Annotated in this window: 15 protein-coding genes; 12 read left to right on the forward strand and 3 right to left on the reverse strand. The window is 61.3% G+C overall.

Annotation, left to right across the window (positions count from 1 at the left end; genetic code table 11):
• Positions 1–5: 5 nt before the first annotated feature.
• The 11 genes from HMPREF1985_RS00640 to HMPREF1985_RS11395 all read left to right on the forward strand — a co-directional run bounded on the left by HMPREF1985_RS00640 (position 6) and on the right by HMPREF1985_RS11395 (position 14,501).
• The gene (locus HMPREF1985_RS00640) at positions 6–1,961 is read left to right on the forward strand and encodes a VWA domain-containing protein (protein WP_040636719.1); all 1,956 of its coding nucleotides are present in this window, start codon (positions 6–8) and stop codon (positions 1,959–1,961) included.
• 38 nt (positions 1,962–1,999) lie between these two features.
• Positions 2,000–3,112 carry an adenosylcobinamide amidohydrolase gene (locus HMPREF1985_RS00645; RefSeq protein ID WP_040636612.1) on the forward strand — a complete coding sequence of 371 codons (1,113 nt, stop codon included), beginning with the start codon at positions 2,000–2,002 and terminating at the stop codon, positions 3,110–3,112.
• Positions 3,113–3,139: 27 nt separating this feature from the next.
• Entirely contained in the window at positions 3,140–6,832 is a 3,693-nt protein-coding gene (gene cobN, locus HMPREF1985_RS00650; RefSeq protein WP_021770476.1) for a cobaltochelatase subunit CobN, read from the forward strand.
• Positions 6,825–7,826, forward strand: a complete 1,002-nt coding sequence (locus tag HMPREF1985_RS00655; RefSeq protein WP_021770477.1) for an ABC transporter substrate-binding protein — start codon at positions 6,825–6,827, stop codon at positions 7,824–7,826. Before cobN ends, HMPREF1985_RS00655 begins: the two co-directional genes overlap by 8 nt.
• Positions 7,827–7,852: 26 nt before the next feature.
• Entirely contained in the window at positions 7,853–8,665 is an 813-nt protein-coding gene (locus HMPREF1985_RS00660; RefSeq protein WP_040636613.1) for a nucleotide-binding protein, read from the forward strand.
• The gene (locus HMPREF1985_RS00665) at positions 8,655–9,956 is read left to right on the forward strand and encodes a nitrogenase component 1 (protein WP_021770479.1); all 1,302 of its coding nucleotides are present in this window, start codon (positions 8,655–8,657) and stop codon (positions 9,954–9,956) included. Before HMPREF1985_RS00660 ends, HMPREF1985_RS00665 begins: the two co-directional genes overlap by 11 nt.
• Positions 9,949–11,223, forward strand: a complete 1,275-nt coding sequence (locus HMPREF1985_RS00670; protein WP_021770480.1) for a nitrogenase component 1 — start codon at positions 9,949–9,951, stop codon at positions 11,221–11,223. The genes HMPREF1985_RS00665 and HMPREF1985_RS00670 overlap by 8 nt, the downstream gene beginning before the upstream one ends.
• Before the next feature lie 111 nt (positions 11,224–11,334).
• Entirely contained in the window at positions 11,335–12,168 is an 834-nt protein-coding gene (locus HMPREF1985_RS00675; RefSeq protein WP_021770481.1) for an ABC transporter ATP-binding protein, read from the forward strand.
• On the forward strand, positions 12,165–13,205 hold the full coding sequence (locus tag HMPREF1985_RS00680; RefSeq protein WP_021770482.1) for a FecCD family ABC transporter permease: 1,041 nt from the start codon (positions 12,165–12,167) through the stop codon (positions 13,203–13,205). Before HMPREF1985_RS00675 ends, HMPREF1985_RS00680 begins: the two co-directional genes overlap by 4 nt.
• A 151-nt stretch (positions 13,206–13,356) precedes the next feature.
• A complete protein-coding gene (locus tag HMPREF1985_RS00685) occupies positions 13,357–14,304 on the forward strand; it encodes a Dyp-type peroxidase (protein ID WP_021770483.1) in 948 nt (315 codons plus the stop codon).
• 26 nt (positions 14,305–14,330) lie between these two features.
• Positions 14,331–14,501: a hypothetical protein gene (locus HMPREF1985_RS11395; protein ID WP_040636618.1), complete on the forward strand. Its 171-nt coding sequence runs from the start codon at positions 14,331–14,333 to the stop codon at positions 14,499–14,501.
• Positions 14,502–14,577: 76 nt separating this feature from the next.
• On the opposite strand, the gene HMPREF1985_RS00695 is transcribed toward HMPREF1985_RS11395, so the two are convergent.
• Both HMPREF1985_RS00695 and HMPREF1985_RS00700 read right to left on the reverse strand, forming a co-directional pair.
• Complete coding sequence (locus HMPREF1985_RS00695; RefSeq protein ID WP_021770485.1) at positions 14,578–15,900, reverse strand: glycine hydroxymethyltransferase; 1,323 nt, start codon at positions 15,898–15,900, stop codon at positions 14,578–14,580.
• 43 nt (positions 15,901–15,943) lie between these two features.
• Positions 15,944–17,212 (reverse strand): SLC13 family permease, encoded by a 1,269-nt coding sequence (locus tag HMPREF1985_RS00700; protein ID WP_021770486.1) that lies wholly within the window; start codon positions 17,210–17,212, stop codon positions 15,944–15,946.
• Positions 17,213–17,403: 191 nt separating this feature from the next.
• Here HMPREF1985_RS00700 and HMPREF1985_RS00705 point away from each other — a divergent pair, with 191 nt between their 5' ends.
• Positions 17,404–18,543 (forward strand): metallophosphoesterase, encoded by a 1,140-nt coding sequence (locus tag HMPREF1985_RS00705; RefSeq protein ID WP_040636619.1) that lies wholly within the window; start codon positions 17,404–17,406, stop codon positions 18,541–18,543.
• Here HMPREF1985_RS00705 and HMPREF1985_RS00710 read toward each other — a convergent pair whose 3' ends face one another.
• On the reverse strand, positions 18,544–19,335 hold the full coding sequence (locus HMPREF1985_RS00710; protein WP_040636620.1) for a sulfite exporter TauE/SafE family protein: 792 nt from the start codon (positions 19,333–19,335) through the stop codon (positions 18,544–18,546).
• Positions 19,336–19,446: the final 111 nt, after the last annotated feature.

Raw genomic sequence — 19,446 nt, forward strand, 5'->3', positions numbered from 1 at the left:
TGGGCATGAAATATCCGCGCTATCCGTTTGCCGCTGTCGTCGGTCAGGAGCAGGCAAAGAAGGCGCTTCTTCTCGCGCTCGTGAATCCGCGCATGGGCGGCTTGCTAATTTCAGGCAAACGCGGCACGGCGAAGTCCGTCCTTGTGCGTGCAGCAGCGCCGTTCACGCCGACAGGGAGTCTCGTCGAACTGCCGCTCGGCGCGACGGACGACATGGTTTTCGGCAGCCTCGATGTGGATGCGGCACTGCGGGACGGCGAGCGTCGTCTGCGCCATGGTCTCCTGCATCGCGCGGCGCATACGCTCCTTTACATGGACGAGGTGAATCTCCTGCGCGAGGAGGTCTTGAAGTCTGTCTTAGAGAGCGCGTCGGCGGGGATGTTTTCCTTGGAGCGCGACGGCGTATCGGCGGTTGAGGAGATAAGCTGCATCCCTGTCGGGACGATGGATCCCGCAGAAGGCGTGCTCTCGCCCGCGCTGCTCGACAGCTTCGGCATGTTCGCGGCGATGGATGATGTGGAAGAGACGGAGCAGCGTGCTGAGATCGCGCGGCGCGTGCTCGCTTTTGAGCGTGCGCCGGAAGCTTTCTGCCGCGCGTATGCGCTGCAGGAAACCGAGCTGCAGCAGAAGGCGGCACGAGCGCGAGAGATGCTTCCTGCTGTGGAGGTTTCCCATGCCATCCTGCATCTCGCTGCGCAGTACGCCGCACGCGCCCTTTGCGTGGGAAATCGCGCCGAAATCTATCTCGTGGAAGCGGCACGCGCCTTGGCAGCGCTCGCCGGGCGCATCTATGTGATGCCGCAGGACATCGAGGAGGCTGCTCTCTTTGTGCTCGCGCATCGCATGAGCCGAAAAAAGGAACAGTGCGAAGAGAGCAGCAGACGGCAGAGAGAGCCACAGGAACCGCAAGCTGAGTCGCAGGAAGAGTCGGAAGATGAGGCGAATGATGCGGCGGAGGATGAGCGCCCGGACGATAATTTGACGAGAGATGCGATGGGCGGAGAATCGAAAGAGCAGGAAGCCGATACAGGAGAAGCGCAGGAAGAAGCGGCGCAGACCGACGAGGAGCGAACGTCGCCTGCAGATGGCGATTCGGGCAGCGAAGATAGAGATGAGACGCACTCCATAGAAACGGTTATGGCGCGGCTTTCTCTCCTGCGCAAGGCGGTGTGCGGGAGGAAGGGCAAGAGCGGCAGACGCGCAATCGTGCAGCTTGACGTGCCGGCGGGACGTCCTTGGCGCACATCGCTGCCGCGCAGCGGACGGCGCATCGACCTCGCCTTTGCCGCTACGCTTCGCGCGGCGGCGCCCTATCAGCGCCAGCGGCATGGAGATCAGGCCATCGTCATACGCGCCGAGGATCTGCGCGTGTGGATTCGGGCGCGTCGTGCCGCCGCGAACATCCTCTTCCTCGTCGATGCGAGCGGCTCCATGGGCGCGAAGGAACGCATGAAGATGGTGAAGGGCGCGGTGCTCGCCCTCCTGCGTGAAGCGTACCAAAAGCGTGATCGCGTGGGACTGATCGCCTTTCGCCGCACGAGCGCCGAGACGCTCTTGCCGATGACACGGAGCGTGGAGCTGGCGGAAAAGGAACTGCGCTCTTTGCCGACGGGCGGCAAGACGCCGCTCGCGGAAGGACTTGCCGCTGCGCTCAAGATGATGGATGAGCTTGCTCGCAAGGAAGGCGCGGAAACGGTGCTCGTGCTCGTGACAGACGGCAGGACGAATGTTCCTGCGGCAGGGAAGGCGAAGGAGGAGGCGCTGCGCGCAGCGGAGGAGATCGCGCGAAGAGACGCGCACTGCATCGTGCTCGATACGGAGAAGAACTTTCCGAAGGTGGGACTGGCGCCTGAGATCGCGCAGCGCATGCATGCGGGATATGCCACACTGGAGCGCCTTTGTGCCGAAGGCGTATTGGAAGCCGTGCGGCGTTTTCGTGCCTTAGGGAACGGCAGCGCATGATGTAAGAACGATGGTGTGTGATGGAGGGGCAACGGCGGATGGAATTGGCAAGACTGACGACGGGAGACGTCGCCTATCGCTATGACAAGAGCATCGTTTTGGCTTTCAGCGGGCGGCGCAAGGTGCTCAGCACTTCGCTTTACAACGGCGGCTACCATGAGGATTTCGAGGCGGTGTTCAACCGCGATATGACGCAGGGATCGGGAATGCCCTGCGAGTCCTTTGCACCGACGTACGTCGAGAGCATGAAGATCGTGGCCAAGCGGCTTGGCCTTGCGCCGGAATGGACATCTGGCATGGGGACGGCGGCGCATATGGAAAACGCCTCCGTCGTGTCGCGAAGCTACAAGGAACTGACCGTGACGGCGATCGTAACGGGCGGCGTGGAAACGAACGGCGGACGCGTCGGCGATCCTGCATCTTACTACAAGACGGCGGAGAAGAAATGCGGCACGATCAACATCATGCTCGTCATCGATGCCGATTTGCCGCCCGGCATTCTTGCGCGTGCCCTCGTGACCTGCACGGAGGCGAAGGCGGCTGCACTGCAGGAACTCATGGTGCCGAGCCGCTATTCCACGGGACTCGCCACGGGGTCGGGCACGGATCAGACGATCATCGTCGCCAACAGCGAGTCGCCGCTCTTCTTCGAGGACGCGGGCAAACATTCCAAGCTCGGCGAGCTCATCGGACTTGCCGTCATGGCGGCGGTCAAGGAAGCACTCAAAAAGCAGTCTGGGCTTACGCCAGCGCGCCAGCACGATCTCTTGCGCCGCCTGCGCCGCTTCGGCGTCACGGAAGAAGCGCTGTGGCAGCAATATCAGGAAGAAGCGGGCGCCGATGCCTTGATTAAGGCGCAATTCATCGCAGCCTTGGAAAAAATGACCGCTGTGCCGGCGCTCTTCCCCTTGGGCGTGCTCTTCATCCATCTTTATGATGAGCATCTCTGGGGACTGTTGGAAAAAGGGGAGACTTGGGCGGCAGCCGAAAAGCTGCTGAAAGAGATGGCAACAGCGCTTCGCCTGAAGACGCAGGAGGGCGTGCTCATGCAGGAAGACTATATGGACTCCCTTGTGAGACTTCTCGTGCGTGCCGTCGTCGAGCGTGCGGCTCGGCCAGTTTCGGAGGCAACAGATGCAGATGATGCATGAAGCAGGGAAGACGAGAGGTGCAGCAAAATGAAGATCGCAGTCTATACGAACATCCAGCGCGTCTTTGCACTCGGCCGTCGCGTGCAGGAAACGTGCATGTCGGCAGTTCCCTCGCTGGCGATTGCCGTTCGCCTGGCGGATGGCATGGATTCGTGGCGCGAGGCGCAGGAGAAGGCCGATGCCACCCTGTTCCTGTGGATGGGCACAGGGCTGGACAATCCCTTCCTGCAGCAGGCGTCGCGCACTTTGCAGAAGAGCCGTGCGCCGCATTTGATTCTCGTGGACAATGCCGAGCATGACAAGGTCAGCTATGGCTTCTCGGCAGAGGAAATCGCTCTCGCTTGGCAGTATTTCCGCTGCGACGGCGAGGAGAATATGAAGAACTTCCTGCTGCATCTTGCCAAAAAGTTCGGACTTTCCGCTGAGCCGGAGCCGCCGCGCGCGCTGCCTTGGCACGGTATATACCACCCCGATTGGCACGGCGATTGCCAGGACATTGAGGGCTATCGTGCCGCGTATTGCCGTGACGGCCGGCGGACGATCGGCGTCATCTTCTATCGTTCGGAGTGGATCGCGGGGGACTTTACGTATCACAGAGCATTGATTCGTGCGATCGAGGCGCAGGGACTCAATGCCATCGCGGTCTTCTCCAATTCCTATCGCGACGAGCGCGTGGCGTCGCCGACGCTCTTTGACGCCATGAAGCGATACTTCTGCTGCGAGGGGAAGACCGTCGTTGACGCCATTATCACGACGATGAAGTTTTCCATCAAGGCGGGCGGCACGCGCATCGAAGATCTCTATGCGCTCGGCGTGCCTCTTCTTGAAGCGTATACGGTGCTTGCGCCCAAGGAAGAATGGGAAAGGTCGCCTGCGGGCCTCGACCCGATGGAGGTGTCCTTCAGCGTCTGTATGCCGGAGTTCGACGGCGTCATTCATGCTGTGCCGATTGCGGCGAAGGTGCTCGATGAGACGGGAACGCCTCGCTATGCGCCGCTTGAGGAGCGCATGGAGCGTCTGGCGAGGAAGGCGAAGAAATGGGCAAATCTGCGCCATAAGGCGAACGAGGAGAAGAAGATCGCCATCGTCTTTCACAACTATCCGCCGACGAATGCGAACATCGGCAGTGCGGCGGGGCTTGACTCGCCCGAGAGCGTGCGCCGCTTGCTCGCGAGGATGCGCGAGGCGGGCTATCGCGTCGATTTCGTGCCGGAGAGCAGCCAAGAGCTCATGGATATTCTTACGCATCACGCGACGAATGACCGCCGCTTCATGAGTGAGGAGCAGGCAAAGAATGCCGACGGACAGCTTACGGCCGCGCAGTATGAAAGATTCTTCAAGGCGTTGCCGCAAAAGGTCAAGAAACATCTGAGGAAGGATTGGGGCGAAGCGCCGGGCGAGGTGTTCAACTACGACGGCACGCTGCTCGTGCCCGGCACGCTCAACGGCAATATCTTTCTCACGGTGCAGCCGCCGCGCGGCTTCGGCGAGGATCCGGGCAAGCTGCTGCATTCACCCGACGCCGCGCCCACGCATCACTACATCGGCTTTTATCACTGGCTGCGCGATCTGTGGCAGGCGGACGCCGTCGTCCACGTCGGCACGCACGGCTCGTTGGAGTGGCTGCCGGGCAAGAGCACGGCACTCTCCGCCGCATGCTATCCCGACGTCTCGCTCGGCGATCTGCCCAACGTATATCCCTACTGGATCACGATTGTCGGCGAGGGCATACAGGCAAAAAGGCGCGGCGCAGCGTGCCTCATCAGCCATCTTTCGCCGCCGATGCAGCTTGCGGGCGCTTTCGACGAGCTGCAGGAGCTTGAGCAGGCGCTCGATGAGTACGTTCATTTCCGTGCGGCGCAGCCCGACAATTTGGCAGCGGTACAGGAAATCGTGCGCGAGAAGGCGGCGCTCTGCCATTTCGAGGATTCCATCGAGGAAGGCGAGAACTTCGACGCCTATGTCGCTGCTCTGCACAATTATGTGACGGACATCAAGAACATGCAGATCCGCACGGGACTCCATATCCTCGGGCAAGTTCCGGAAGCTGAAAAACGCTTGGATCTCGTGCTCGCGCTCGTGCGCGTCGAGCATGGCGGCGAGCCGTCGCTTCTGCGCCTCATCGCCAAGGAAGAGGGCTACGATTACGAAGAGCTTTTGGAGCACAGCGAACGCATGACGGAGGACGGCATGACGTACGGCCGGAAGCTCGATGCGATGGAAGATGCCATGCGCCTGCTTCTCGTGCGCCTCGCCGCGCGCGCCTATATGCCGCAGGCGGTGAGAGAAGTGTTGGCTTTGGAACCGTTCGCCTCGTACAGTGCAGCGGGCAGGGAAGGACTTTTGGCGGCGCTCGGCGAAGTGACGGAGAAGATCGTGCCGCGCCTCCTGCGCACGGAAGAGGAGCTGACGGGCACGCTCCGCGCCCTTTCGGGCGGCTACATCGAGCCGGGACCGGCGGGAGCGCCGACGACGAACGGCGCAGACGTCCTGCCGACGGGACGCAACTTCTACGGACTCGATCCGCGCTGCCTGCCGACGCCTGCAGCGTGGGAGTACGGCAAGGAACTGGGCGATGCGCTCGTCGAGCAGTATATCAGCGAGGAGGGACGCTACCCGGAGGCGGTCGGCATCGTCTTTTGGGCAGGCTCGAATATGCGCAGTCATGGACAGTGCATCGCCGAGCTGTTCTACCTCATGGGCGTGCGCCCCGTTTGGCAGAGGCCGTCGCAGCGCGTCGTCGGGCTTGAGATCATCTCCCTCGCAGACCTCAAGCGGCCGCGCATCGACGTGACGGCGCGCATCAGCGGTCTTTTCCGCGATGCCGTGCCGAACGCCATCCGCTGGGTCGACGAGGCGGTGAGGCTTGCAGCAGCGCAGGAGGAGAGCGCAGATGAAAACTTCGTGCGCAAGCACGTCCTCGCGGATACGGCATGGCTCGAAGAGCAGGGCGAAGCGCATGCTTCCGCTTGGGAACGCGCTTCGTGCCGTATCTTCGGCGACCCGCCGGGTGCTTACGGCGCGGGCATCGGCGACCTCCTGGAGTCGAAGGCGTGGCAGACGCTCGACGATCTCGCGGCCGTCTACACGCGCTTTTCGGGCACGGCGTACGGTGCGGACGGCATGGCGCGCGGCTACGATCCCGCACTTTTCCAGCGGCGCATGAAGGAACTTGACGCCACGGTCAAGAACGAGGACACGCGCGAGACGCACATGTTCAGCTCGGACGATTACAACGCCTACCACGGCGGCATGATCGCCACCGTGCGTGCACTCACGGGCAGGGCGCCGCGCTCCTACAGCGGCGATACGAGCGACCGTCAGCGCGTCGTCGTGCGTACCGTCGCCGCAGAAGCCGAGCGGCTGTTCCGCGGCGAGGCGATGAATCCGAAATTTATCGAGGGCATGAAAGAACATGGCTACAAGGGAGCTTCTGACCTTGCGAATTATCTCGCGCACAGCTATCAATGGGATGCGACGAGCGCCGTCCTAGAGGATTGGATGTACGAAGGATATGCGCGCAAGTACGTGCTCGACGCGTCGATGCAGGAGTGGCTGCAGGAGGTCAACCCTTGGGCGCTGCACCGCATGGCGGAAACGCTCCTAGAGGCGGAGCAGCGCGGCTTGTGGAACGCGCGTGAGGAGACGAAGGAGGAATTGCGCGAGCTGTTCCTCTCCATCGAGGGCGATTTGGAAGAGAGGGCGGAACAGAATGTATAAGGCCAAAAAATATCCGCGATTTGCCGCAGCCATCGCATGCGCTGGGCTCCTTTTTTCGCTCCTTCTGACGGGCTGCATGGGCGAAAGGGAGGAGGAGCCGAGCGCGTACCGTGTGACCGATGCGGAGGGAACGGTCGTCGAGATCCCGCATAAGCCTCGGCGCATCTTGACGATCAGCGCGGGCACGGACGAAATGATGCTCGGCCTTGTCGAGCCGGAGCGCATGGCGGCGGTCAACGATTCGCTCGCGGATGAAAAGCATACGAATGTGCCGTGGGTGCGCGAGAAAATCCCCACGGTCATCCCGCGCAGCCCCTCTGTCGAGCAGGTCGCCGCGCTCTCGCCCGACCTCATCATCGTCACGCCGTGGCTCTCGCGCGAAAACGCCGACGCCATGCGCGAGCTGGGCGTGCCGGTCGTCGTCTGCCGTGCAGCGGCGACGATGGAGGATATCCATGCCAATATCCGCCTCTTTGCAGCAGCCGTCGATGAAAAGGAGCGCGGCGAACGATTGATTGCGAAGATGGAGGAAAAGCTCGCGGAGATCGAAGCGAAGATACGGGACGTTCCCGAGGAGAAGAAGCACAAGAGCATCGCGCTCATCTCCATCATGCCCAATTACGGCGGCGCCGGCTGCACGTTCGATGAACTTTGCCGCTTTACGGGCTCCATCAACGCTAAGGCCGCTGCGGGCAACCGCATGGGACAGGAGATGACGAAGGAGCAGCTCGTCGCAGCGAATCCCGACTACATCTTCCTGCCGAGTTACGAGGATGCAGAGACGCGCGAAGAGAATTACGGCAGACAGTACATGGAAGATTCCTTTCTTCAGCAAATTACAGCCGTTCGCGAAAAGCAGATCGGCCATCCTTGGGCGCGTTACGTCTATAACCTGTCACAGGACATCGTTTTCGGCGTGCAGGAAACGGCATGGATTCTCTACGGAGACACCTTTCGCCAGTCGCGGCAGGAATTTCTTACGGCGGTGGAGTAAGAATGCAAAGAAAGGGGGCTGCAAGGTTGAAGAAGATTGCGTTTTACGGCAAGGGAGGCATCGGCAAGTCGACGACTGCTGCCAACGTATCGGCGGCGTTTTCGCGCGGGGGAAAGAAGGTCTGTCAGATCGGCTGCGACCCGAAGAACGATTCGACGCGGCTTCTCCTGGGGCGCATCGCGCCGCTCACCGTGCTCGATGCGGAGCGCAGGAAGAAGGGAGCGGCGCTCTCCCTTGCGGAAATCGCGCATGAGGGATACGGCGGCGTGCGCTGCATCGAGGCGGGCGGCCCTGAGCCGGGCGTCGGCTGTGCGGGGCGCGGCATCATCGTGGCGCTCGAAAGGCTCAAGGCGCTCCATGCGTTTGATGATGTGGACGTCGCCATCTATGATGTGCTCGGCGACGTCGTCTGCGGCGGTTTCGCCGTGCCGATACGAGAGGGCTATGCCGAGGAAATCTACATCGTTTCTTCGGGAGAACTCATGTCGCTCTATGCGGCGAACAACATCGCCAAGGGGGTGCGCCGCTTCGCTGCGCGGGGCGTTGTGAAGCTCGGCGGCATCATCGGCAACGGGCGCGATGTCGCGCGGGAGAAGGAGCTTTTGGAAACCTTCGCCGTGTGCCTAGGCACAAATCTCATTGCCTACATCCCGCGCTCTGCCGCCGTACACGAGGCGGAGATCCATCGGCAGACGCTCATCGCCTATGCGCCGGATTCCGTACAGGCGAAGGTTTACGAAGAACTTGCGGCGGCGATCGAGGGAAATACAAACCTCGTCATCCCCAAGCCGATGGCGTTTGAAGAGTTGGAAGATCTGGTGGAGAGCTATGGGAACTGAAGCGAAACGCGTGATGATGCGCCGCATGAATTGCAGCTGCAGCATGCCGGGCGTCTGGCGTGCGCTTTCCTTCGTGCGCGGCGCTCTCGTCATCTTCCACAGTCCGCGTCCGTGCGCGCACATCGCCCACGGCATGGACGTGGGAAGCTTCCACCGCCTGCGTGCGGCGGGGGCGAAGGTGCGCCTTTCGCCCGTGCCGCTTCTGACAAGCTCCTTGTCGGATGCAGAGGCGATTTTCGGCGGTGAGGATCGTCTGCGCGAGTGCATACGTTTCGCCGCAGAAAAGTATCGGCCGCAGGCCATCTTCATCGCCAATTCCTGCGTGAGCGGCGTCATCGGCGACGATACGTGCGCCGTGGCTGAGGAGATGGAGCAAGAGCTCGGCCTTCCCGTCTGCGCCGTCTCGGCGCACGGCTTTCTCGACGGCGCGTATTATGCAGGCTACCTTGACGCTGCACGCGTGCTCGTCGATCGCTTCATGAAGCCGGCAGAGCGCTGTGCGGGAAGTGTCGTGCTGCTCGGTGACTGCGGCGGCTTCCATGGCGCGTACGTGGAGGAACTGTGCCGCTTGCTCGGGCTTCTCCCCCTGCGCGTCGCGGGTCAGTTCCCGTCGTATCTCGCCCTGTCTGAGATGGATGTCGTGCCGGCGGCGGAGCTTCTCATCGTGCTTGGGCAGCGCAGCGACGAGAAGCAGGCGCTTCTCGTCGACTTGGCGCGGCACATTCAGGAGCGTTTCGGCACGCCGTACCTCGCCGACGTCTATGCGGTCGGCTCGGAGGAAACGAAGGAGTGGCTGCGTGCGGTCGGCAGGCTTTGCGGCAGGGAATGGGAAGCGGAAGAAGCGATTCGCGCGGAAGAATCGGCGTTTCAACGCGCCGTGGACGAGGTGCGGCCGACGCTCGCAGAAAGGCGCGTGACATTCGCCATCGGGCGCGACCTCGACTGGTTTCAGCCGAAGATCATCATGCGCCTGTTAAAGAAGGCGGGTGTCGAACTGGCGGGCGTTGTCCTCCTTGATTCATTCCTGCCCGGGCGGCGCGAGGTCATGGAAGAAGAGGTCGTGCGCCTGACGGATGCGCCGATCTCCTATGAGGGCAGCCGCGAGGCGGAGGAGCTTTTCAAAACGGCGGATTTCGTCCTGACGACGCACGAGCTTACCGACGCAAGGCTGCGGCAGATCTTCCTCGCGCTCATGCCGTCCGTCGGCTGGTCGATGGAAAAGAAGCTCCTGCGCGATATGGTGCATATCGTCTGTCGTCACGAAAGCCGGGGAGGTCTGATCTATGGCTGAGCAGGAGAAGCGTTTCGATGACGTCTGCGCTTGGACGGACAGCTGTGCGCTCGCGGGTGCGATGGCGTTTTTTGCCGCTTGGCAAGACGCCGTCGTCATCGTCAACGGCCCCATGTGGTGCTATTACTTTGCACTGCGCTGCGTCGAGCATGGCGTGAGCGATGCCGCGCGCCGCACGGGCTGCACGCAGCTCGACAACGACGCTATCGTCTTCGGCGCGGAGGATTATCTGCTGGAAGCCCTGCAGCCCTATATCGCCGAGCCGCCGCGCCTTTTGGCCATCGTCAGCAGCTGCGCCGCAGGACTGATCGGCGACGATGTAGCCGCCATCGCGCGGTCGGCGGGCATTGCAGCGCCCGTCATCGCAGTCGGCAGCAGCGGCCTTGCGGGCAGCTTCGCCGCAGGCTGGAGCAAGGCCGCATGTGCGGCAATGGAAGCGCTTCTGCCCGAAAAGAAGGAGGAGAAGCCGCATGGCGTGAACCTTCTCGGCATGACGGCGGGCTACTGCAATGGGGCGAACGATGTGCGAGAACTCGTGCGCCTTTTGCATCTGGCGGGCTATGAGGTGAACGCCGTCCTCGGCTGCGGCGAGACGGCGGAGGAGGTGCAGGATCTGCCCGCCGCCGCGCTCAATATCGTCGTGCACAGGGAGCTGGGCCTCGCTCCGGCAGAGATGCTTTCGGAGCGCAGCGGCACGCCCTTTGTCGCACCGCTGCCGCCTTACGGCAGGGCGGGCACGCGGCGTTGGCTCGAAGCGATTGCATGCGCTTTGCCCGCGCCGCACGAAAAGGAGGCGCAGGAAGAACATTCCCGTATGGAAAGGGAGGATTTCCTGCGCCTGAACGAAATCAAGAGCATGTGGGGCGAACTTTGGTTCGACGAGGCGCTCGTGCGTGCACCTTCCTCCATGGCCTGGGGCTTGGCAAAAGCCTTGCGTACAGAGTGGGCGGATGTACGCCGTCTCGCCGTGGCGGCGGAGGAAGAGGACGCGGCAGATGCCGCCGGGATCGCCGACGCGGTCTTTCCTGAAGCGCGTACGGCGGAGCTGGCGCAGTTTCTCGCTTCCATGAAGAACGGGCTGCTGCTCGCGAGCAGCAGCGAAGCGGCGCAGGTCGCGCCGCAGCACGCGCAGTTCCTGCCCGTCGCCTATCCCGTGCTCGACCGCATTCATTTGACGGATGCGCCGTTCATGGGACTGCGCGGCTCGCGCTTCATCGAGGAGCAGCTTTGGAACGGACATATTCTGCGCCGACAGTGGATGTTATAGATGGCATAAGGGAAGCACGGATAAATCAAGCCGCCCAAATGCGTGAAGACGGGACGGGAAATCGGATCTATCCGTGCTTTCCGAGCAGGGGAGCGGTGGAATTTGCAGGAAATGATACGGGTTGCAGGCCTTTATGCGGGCTATGAGCGGCAGGTGATCTTGGAGAACGTTTCGTTCGGCGTTGCAGCGGGCGAGATGGTTGGACTCATCGGGCCGAACGGCGCGGGCAAGAGCACGCTTTTGAAGACGATGCGCGGCATCCTGGCGCCGCTCGCGGGCGAGATCTCTGTCATGGGACAGAGAATCGGCGATTTGCCGGCGAAGGAGTTTGCGAAGCGCGCCGCCTATCTGCAGCAGCATCTAGAGATGACGTTCGGGTACTCGGCGCGTGAGGTCGTGCTCTCGGGGCGCTATCCGTATCTCTCGTGGTGGCGGCAGGAACGGGCGCAGGATATCGCGATCGCCGAGGCGTGCATGGCGTACACGGGCGTCGCAGAACTGGCAGAGAAGCCGCTTCAGGCCATGTCGGGCGGACAACGCCAGCGCGTGCTGCTCGCCAAGGTGCTCGCACAGCAGACGCCCGTGCTCTTTCTCGATGAGCCGGCAACGGGGCTGGATATCATCTACCAGGAGGAGATCTTCCGCTTCTGCCGCGAGCTTTGTGCAGCGGGAAAGACCGTCGTGCTCGTCGCACATGAGCTCTCCCTCGCCGCACGTTTCTGCTCGCGCCTCCTGCTCATCGGGCGCGGTGCGCTTCTCGCCGATGGACTGCCGCGTGAGGTGCTGACGGCAGAGCGCTTGACAGGTGCCTATGGTGCACCCGTCCAGGTCGTGGAGAATCCGCTGACGAATCATGTGGAGGTCTTCACGGAGGCGGAAAAGGGCACAGGCAGGAAATCGCATCTCCTGCAGGTCATCTTGGGAAGGGAGGAGGCGGCGTCATGAAAAATTTTTATGAGAAGAGAACCTTCTTCCTTTGGATTCTTCTGCCGTGCCTCGTCGTTCTCGCCGTCGCCCTGTCGATGCGCTCAGGGCAGTACGACACCTCGGTGGAGTGCGTGCTCGCGGCCTTCTCCCATGCGGCGGGGCTGCCGTTCTTTTCCGACGTCACGGTTACGCCAGAGCAGCAGGCGGTGCTCTGGCACATCCGTCTGCCGCGCACGCTCGTCGGCCTCATGGTGGGGGCGGGGCTGGGCATCTCCGGCGCAGTGCTGCAGGGCATCTTCAGCAACCCGCTCGCCGATCCCGGCATCATCGGCGTCTCGAGCGGCGCTTCCGTCGGCGCGGTGCTCGCCATCGCCCTCGGTGTCTCCGCCGTCAATGTCTTTTCGCTGCCTGCTTTCGCCTTCGCAGGCGCCATGCTCGCCGTGGGGCTTACGGTGTCGCTTTCCATGCGCCACGGACGCATCCCCGTCATGACGCTCCTGCTATCGGGCGTCGTCGTCGGCATGTTTCTCAGTGCGTGCACGGCGGCGATTCTCACGGTCATGAACGAGCAGAAGATGCAGCAGTACCTTTTTTGGACGATCGGCGGACTCGACTATCGTCGCTGGGATCACGTCCTTTTGGGAATCGTGCCCATCGCTAGCGGCAGCTTTTTCATGCTGCTTCTCTCACGCCATCTGAACCTCCTCGCGTTCGGCGAGGTCGAGGCGCGTGCCGCGGGCATGCCCGTGACCTTCTTCCGCTTGCTGTTTCTGTCGCTCGCGTCCCTGACGACGGCTGCGGGCGTCTGCATCAGCGGCAACATCGGCTTCGTCGGACTCGTTGTGCCGCATATGATGCGGCTCCTGATCGGCCCTGACCATCGGAAGCTTCTGCCTGCAAGCCTCATGGCCGGCGGCGTATTCCTCGTCGCCTGTGACTCCTTGGGGCGCATCCTGATTCAAGGCATGGAGATCCGCGTGGGCATCATGACGGCGTTTATCGGCACGCCGTACTTCCTCTATCTGCTGCGCCGCCATATGAAGCTGTCCTCTTGATTGTTCCGCTGCAGCCTTGTCCGCATGGTTGGGCGGAACCATGCGGCAATTACGCTTGCAACCTGCCGGTCATGTGCTGACGGTATTTGCACGCTGCCGATACATAAGATATAATAAAACAGGGTCTATAGAAAATGCATAGGAGGGGAAAATGGAAGTCAATGCCAATCTTGCACAGGACGTGTTCAAGGATGCAGGGGAGAGCGTCCTTTTTGTCATGCTCTCGCTCAAGCGCGAGGACAAGGGGAAGGAGCAGGAAATCATCGCCGACATGGCGGATCGGATCGGAGCTATCCAGCGCTCGATGCAGATTCGCGTGGCGCCGGAGAAGGTGAATCTTTCGTTTGGATTCAGCAATCGCGCCTGGGAATACCTCTTTCCTAAGGCGAACAAGCCGAAGGAGCTAGAGGATTTCAAGGGGGTGAACGGGGAGCATCACGTTGCGCCCGCGACGCCAGCCGATCTGTTCCTCCACGTGCGCGCCGCGCAGGCTGCGACGACCTACCTCGTCGTCGATCAGATCATGGGATTCCTGCGCCCCATCGTGAACGTCGTGGACGAGACGCACGGCTTTCACTATCTGGAAGGGCGTGCGATCATTGACTTCATCGACGGCACGGAAAACCCCGTGGGCGAAGAGGCGAAGGAATGGGCCATCATCGGGGAGGAGGATCCGGAGTTCATCAACGGCTCCTATGCGTTCGCGCAGAAGTACGTCCATGACCTCGATGCGTGGCGTGCGCTTCCGACCGAGATGCAGGAAGCCTACATCGGGCGCAAGAAATACAGTGACCTCGAGCTGCCTGACGAGGAAAAAGACCCGCGTGCACATAACCGAATCGCGCAGGACAATCGCGATGGGGAGGAGCACAAGATCGTGCGGATGAACGTCGTCTTCGCAAACCCTGGCGAGGGCGAACGCGGCACCTATTTCATCGGGTATGCGCGACATTGGGATGTGACGCGCCAGATGGTCACCAACATGTTCACGCAGGACGACCGCCTGCTCGAATATTCGACTGCACAGAAAGGACAGCTTTTCTTCATTCCGTCGAAGGACACACTGGGGCGCATCGCCGAGGGCGAATGGTTCGCCTGAGCGATACCCATCATAGGAGGGGAGCCATGCTGCAAAGCGAGAGAGTTGCGCGTGCCATTGAGGCAGTGAAGGATTGCTGCGGGCATTGCGCGACCTGCTCATCGGACTGCCCCGTGTTCGTCGCACGGCGTGCGCTTGAAGGGCTTGTGTACGACTTGCAGAAATACGAGGAAGAGCAGACGCGCGCCAAGAAGTAGTGGCGTAGAAAAAACAATCCTTGGAATAAAAACGAGGTCTTGCCGATGCCTGCGGCAAGACCTCGCTATTTTTGATTTACTTGAAGAGATTGGATAGCATGCGGCTGAGAAGCTCTTTCTTGGTATGCGAGGAGAACTCGCGCACGGTGTCCACGTCCTCCATGGACGTATCGATCAAATCGTCCTTGACGGGCAGCCATTCTTCGGAGTAGAGCGGGCGGTCGAAGACGAGGTGTGCGACTTCATTGTGCACGGTATCGGTGTCCGCTTCACCGTGCTCGCCGGTCAGGAAGGAGGCGAGGAGACCGCCGACGGCGCGGAGCTCGTCCTCTTTCATGCCGCGCATGGTCGGCATCATCGAGGAGAGGCGGAGCGCATCGGTCGGCTTGGGGAGCGTCAGGATGAGGTCGGGCTTTACGAGAAAACCTGCCTTGCGCAGGAGACGTTTGAGCGCAGATCCTTCCATCCCATTGGAACGCACCATGATGAGATGCGTGTCCGTGCCGCCGAAGAGGATCTCGGCGCCGCCGGCACGCAGGCCTTCTTCAAGCGCTTTCGCGTTCTTTAGGACCTGCGTCTCGTAGGTGATGAAGCGACTTGTCGCCGCTTCCTTGAGCGCAAAGGCGAGCGCGGCGAACGTGTTCCAGCGAATGCTCGCATGTGCCGTGCGCTCGAGGGTCTCGTGCAGGCTGGCACTGTGTTTTTTCTGCGTCAGGATGAGCGCGCTCTGCGGCCCGTGCAAGGCGTCGTGGGCGGAACAGGTGACGACGTCTGCGCAGGGCACGGGGGATGCGATCGCCTTTGCCGCGATGAGTCCAGCGAGATGTCCCATGTCGACCCAAAACAGCGCGCCCGCATCGTGCGAAGCCTTCGCGAGGCGTTCGTAGTCGACCTCGCGCGGGTAGCTGACGGGGGAGAAGATGAGGAGCTTGGGGCGGAACTCCTTCGCCTTTTTTGCGATGGCATCGTAGTTCAGTTCATGCGTTTCGGGATCGATGCTGTAGTTTTCAAACTGGTAGGCGAGTCGGTCACCATCGCAGTATTCCCGCTTGCGCAGGTGGAAGGAGAGGATGGGATCGCCGCGCTTGAGAAAGGTGAGGAGCACCATGCGCGAGGCAACCTGCACGGAGGCAAGGCGCACGATGGCTTCGTCCGCACCGAAGAGTGAGGCGGCGCGGTCGGCGGCGAGCACCTCAAGGGCATCGTGCTTCTGCGCGTCATGGTAGTCGAGGTGCAGATTGCTCAGCGAGCTGCCGAGGAGGTAGGTCACGAGCGGTGAGGCGTTGTCCTGCGGCAGGAGCGAGAGCGAGTATCGCTGCTTTCGAAACTCGCTGCGAAATATGGAGAAGAGTTCGGCGTCGAGCGCCTCGATGTTTTGTATGATACGATCACGATTCAAGGGAAAGCCACCTTTCTATAGCGTATAGTTCAGCGTATGTTTCTCAGGGATAGAACGGCCATACGATCGGGATGACGATGAGGCAGACGATGAAGGAGACGATGACGAGCGGCAGGCCGACCTTTACGTAGTCCATGAAGCGGAAGCGGCCGGGACCCAGTATGAGCGTATTCGGCGGAGTTGCGACCGGCGTCGTAAAGGCGCATGATGCGGCGATGCCGATCGTCATGAGCACGGGGAAGGGCGAGGCACCGATCGAATTCGCGATCGAGATGCCGATCGGGGCGAGGAGCGCGGCAGCCGCTGTGTTCGACATGAACTGCGTGAGACCGCAGGAGAGGATGAACATCGCGGCGAGAATCATCATGGGGGAAGGATCGTTTCCAATGAAGGCGACGACGTAGTCGGCGATGAGCTTGCCTGCGCCGCTCTTGTCCATCGCGCTCGCGAGCGGGAGCATGCCTGCAAAGAGGAAGATCGTGACCCAGTCGATGCCCGCGTAGGCTTGCTTTTCGGTGAGGCAGCCCGTGAGGACGCAGGCGAGCGCACCGATGATTGCCGTGATCTGCATGGGCACGCCGATCGTGTCTTCGAGCACCATGGCGAGCACGACGGCGATGAGGATGACGGCGCAGATTGCCATCTTGCGCGTGCTGTGAGCTGCGTCGGATTCCTGTCCAGTCGTATTCGTTACATCTGCTTTGCGATGCGGACAGAGCCGCGATCCGATTGTCACCATATAGAGGATGCCGACGATCGTGAGGGGAATGCCGATGTAGGCGAACTCAAAGAAGCCGAACGGCGTGAGCCCGGTTGCCTGCAGCGTCGCGCTCATGAGGATGTTCGGCGGCGTGCCGATCATCGTGATCGTGCCGCCGACATTGGCGGCGACGGCGAGCGACATGAGCGGGAAGGAGACCGGGATATCCGCCGCGACGCAGATTTGGACGATGACGGGCAGCAGGCAGGCGACCGTCGCCGTATTCGACGAGACGGAGGAGAGGACTGCCGTGATGATCATGAGCGAGACCATGAGGCGCTTTTCGCTCGTGCCCGCGCGCTTTACGACGGTGACGCCGATCTTCTGCGCAAGCCCCGTTTGAAACATGGCAGCGCCGATGACGAACATGCCCGCAAAGAGCACGACGGTTGAGTTGGAGAGTCCGGAGAAGACTTCCTTCGGTGTGAGTACGCCGAGGAGTCCGAGCGAGATGGCGGCGCCCATCGCCGTGACGGCGAGCGGGATGACCTCGGTTGCGAAGAGAATGCTCGAAACGCCGAGCACGATGAGCGTCAAAACGGCAGAATCCATGGGTATCAGTCCTTTCTTCTTACATATACAACCCGCCCTATATTATACACTGCAAATTCCGTTATGAAAAGCAGAATCGCGCGTTTTTTTTTACTTTTCTGAGAAAAAATATTATAAGATTTTCATGGTATTTTGTACAAGGGGTGTTAGACTATGAGCATACGAATCGCGGCAAAGGGGAGGAAGGAAATATGGTTTTGCTCATCGTGTTCGCTGCGCTTTCGACGCTCATCGCAGGGACGCTGTTTTCCCTGCGCTACCTCGCGGCGGGACGCTTCCTGCGCCGCCTGCGCATCGCGACCGTGGCATTTGATGTGCTGGCACTCGGCTGGTTCGTCGTGAGCGCGATGCGCTTTCATCGCATCGGCGGTCCCTCCGCCGTCGCACGCGCCATCGTGATCGTGTTCGTCGCGCAGCTTTTCCTCATGGCATTCCTGCTCATCGCTGCGCTTGTACGCGGCGCGTGGCGACATATGATGGCAGTACCGGCGGACGCAGGCAGGCGGCGCATGCTCGCGCGCTGCGCCGTCTATCCCGCCCTTGCAGCAGGCGTCGGGCTGTACGGCGGGCTCGTTGAGAGCAAGGCGACGGTCGATCGCTTTTTTACGATTCCCGTCGATGGGCTTGCGGCAGAGGACGCAGTCATGATCGCGCAGATCAGTGACGTGCATCTCGGCAATTTCTTCTCGCCTGCCGATCTTGAAACGCTGCTGACGCGCATCGCCGGGCACGACAAAAAGCCCGACCTCCTTGCGGTGACGGGCGATCTTTTCGATGATGAGGAAATGAATCCCGAAGCGGTGCGCGTGCTCGGCGCACACGCAAGCGACTTTCCTGACGGCATCTGGTACGTTCTTGGCAACCACGAGCATTTCCGCGGTGCGCCGAAGATCCTATCGATGCTCAAAGCGACGCAGGTACACGTGCTCGTCAATGCGGCGGAGCGGGTCGCGGGACGCGCCCTGTGGATTGCGGGAACCGACTATCCAATGGATCGGCCGCACTTCGCGCAGCAGAAACGGGCGTATGCGGAAAAGGCGCTCGGCGCGGTTCCAAAAGGCGTGCCGGCAGTCCTGCTCGCGCACCATCCCGAGTTCATCGACGATGCGGCAAAGCGGAATATCGCGCTGACGCTTACGGGACACACGCACGGCAGTCAGTTCGGCCTGTTCGGCATGCCGCTTTTCCCCGTATTCAAGTACACGCGCGGCATGGTGCGTATCGGCGGCAGCTACGGCTATGTGCATACGGGCAACGGGAGCTGGTTCCCGTTTCGCTTCGGCTGCCCGCCGGAGATCGCTTACTTTGCGCTCGTGCCGAAGGACGCGTGATTATTTCGGGCTGCCGAGCAGGACGAGGCGAAGGCCGAGTGCGAACATGGCAAGCGAGAGCAGGGCCAGGATGACCTTGCTCTTGGTCTTCTTGGAGATCTTCGCACCGATCTGCGCGCCGATTGCCGCGCCGACGGAAATCGCGATTGCGGGAACCCATACGATATGATCGAGCAGGAAGTGGCTGATGACGCCGAATGCCGACGAGCACGCGAGCACGAAGTGGCTCGTCGCCGTCGCGACGTGAACGGGGAATCCGAGCAGGTAGATCATGAGCGGCACGTGAATGACGCCGCCGCCGATGCCGAAGATGCTGGAGATGAACCCGACGCCGAAGCTCGCGATGATGCCGAGCGCGCGGCTGTACCGGAATCCCTGCGGGATTTCCGTGAGCTCCACAGACGGGCGATGCGTCGCGTTCCAATACATGACGCACGCCATGAAGAGCAGGAAGAGGCCGTAGTAGAAATCGAGCTTTTCCATGTTGAACTTGTCGACGATGGACGAGCCGAGCCATGCGCCAGGCAGCGTGGCGAGCGCAAAAGGAACGGCGGCATGGAAGAAGACGCGCTTCTGGCGGATGTAGGCGAGCGTGCCAGATGCCGCATTGGCGAATACGACGACGAGCGACGTGCCCGTGATCTGCGCGGCGCTGTGGAAGAATGGGTAGACGCCGCCATCGGAGAGCAACAGGATAAAAATCGGCACGCAGATGAGACCGCCGCCGATGCCGACGAGCGTGCCGAACGTGCCGACGAAGAGCCCGAGGAGCAGGAATAAAACGATGTCCATGGGGGAAGCCTTCTTTCTTTTGTCTTGCTGATGGATTGGGATCATTATAACATAAATTCGGAACATGTGAATAAAATAACCTAGACAATTTATTCATATTATGATATTATA

It is taken from the genome of Mitsuokella sp. oral taxon 131 str. W9106, assembly GCF_000469545.1.
In the GTDB taxonomy this organism is placed as follows: Bacteria; Bacillota; Negativicutes; order Selenomonadales; family Selenomonadaceae; genus AWVT01.

Excerpts from the sequence above, each read along its gene's own strand:
- HMPREF1985_RS00640 (WP_040636719.1), top strand. The coding sequence starts at position 6 with ATGAAATATCCGCGCTATCCGTTTGCCGCTGTCGTCGGTCAGGAGCAG.
- HMPREF1985_RS00645 (WP_040636612.1), top strand. The coding sequence starts at position 2,000 with ATGGAATTGGCAAGACTGACGACGGGAGACGTCGCCTATCGCTATGAC.
- cobN (WP_021770476.1), top strand. The coding sequence starts at position 3,140 with ATGAAGATCGCAGTCTATACGAACATCCAGCGCGTCTTTGCACTCGGC.
- HMPREF1985_RS00655 (WP_021770477.1), top strand. The coding sequence starts at position 6,825 with ATGTATAAGGCCAAAAAATATCCGCGATTTGCCGCAGCCATCGCATGC.
- HMPREF1985_RS00665 (WP_021770479.1), top strand. The coding sequence starts at position 8,655 with ATGGGAACTGAAGCGAAACGCGTGATGATGCGCCGCATGAATTGCAGC.
- HMPREF1985_RS00670 (WP_021770480.1), top strand. The coding sequence starts at position 9,949 with ATGGCTGAGCAGGAGAAGCGTTTCGATGACGTCTGCGCTTGGACGGAC.
- HMPREF1985_RS00675 (WP_021770481.1), top strand. The coding sequence starts at position 11,335 with ATGATACGGGTTGCAGGCCTTTATGCGGGCTATGAGCGGCAGGTGATC.
- HMPREF1985_RS00680 (WP_021770482.1), top strand. The coding sequence starts at position 12,165 with ATGAAAAATTTTTATGAGAAGAGAACCTTCTTCCTTTGGATTCTTCTG.
- HMPREF1985_RS00685 (WP_021770483.1), top strand. The coding sequence starts at position 13,357 with ATGGAAGTCAATGCCAATCTTGCACAGGACGTGTTCAAGGATGCAGGG.
- HMPREF1985_RS11395 (WP_040636618.1), top strand. The coding sequence starts at position 14,331 with ATGCTGCAAAGCGAGAGAGTTGCGCGTGCCATTGAGGCAGTGAAGGAT.
- HMPREF1985_RS00700 (WP_021770486.1), bottom strand. The coding sequence starts at position 17,212 with ATGGATTCTGCCGTTTTGACGCTCATCGTGCTCGGCGTTTCGAGCATT.
- HMPREF1985_RS00705 (WP_040636619.1), top strand. The coding sequence starts at position 17,404 with ATGGTTTTGCTCATCGTGTTCGCTGCGCTTTCGACGCTCATCGCAGGG.
- HMPREF1985_RS00710 (WP_040636620.1), bottom strand. The coding sequence starts at position 19,335 with ATGGACATCGTTTTATTCCTGCTCCTCGGGCTCTTCGTCGGCACGTTC.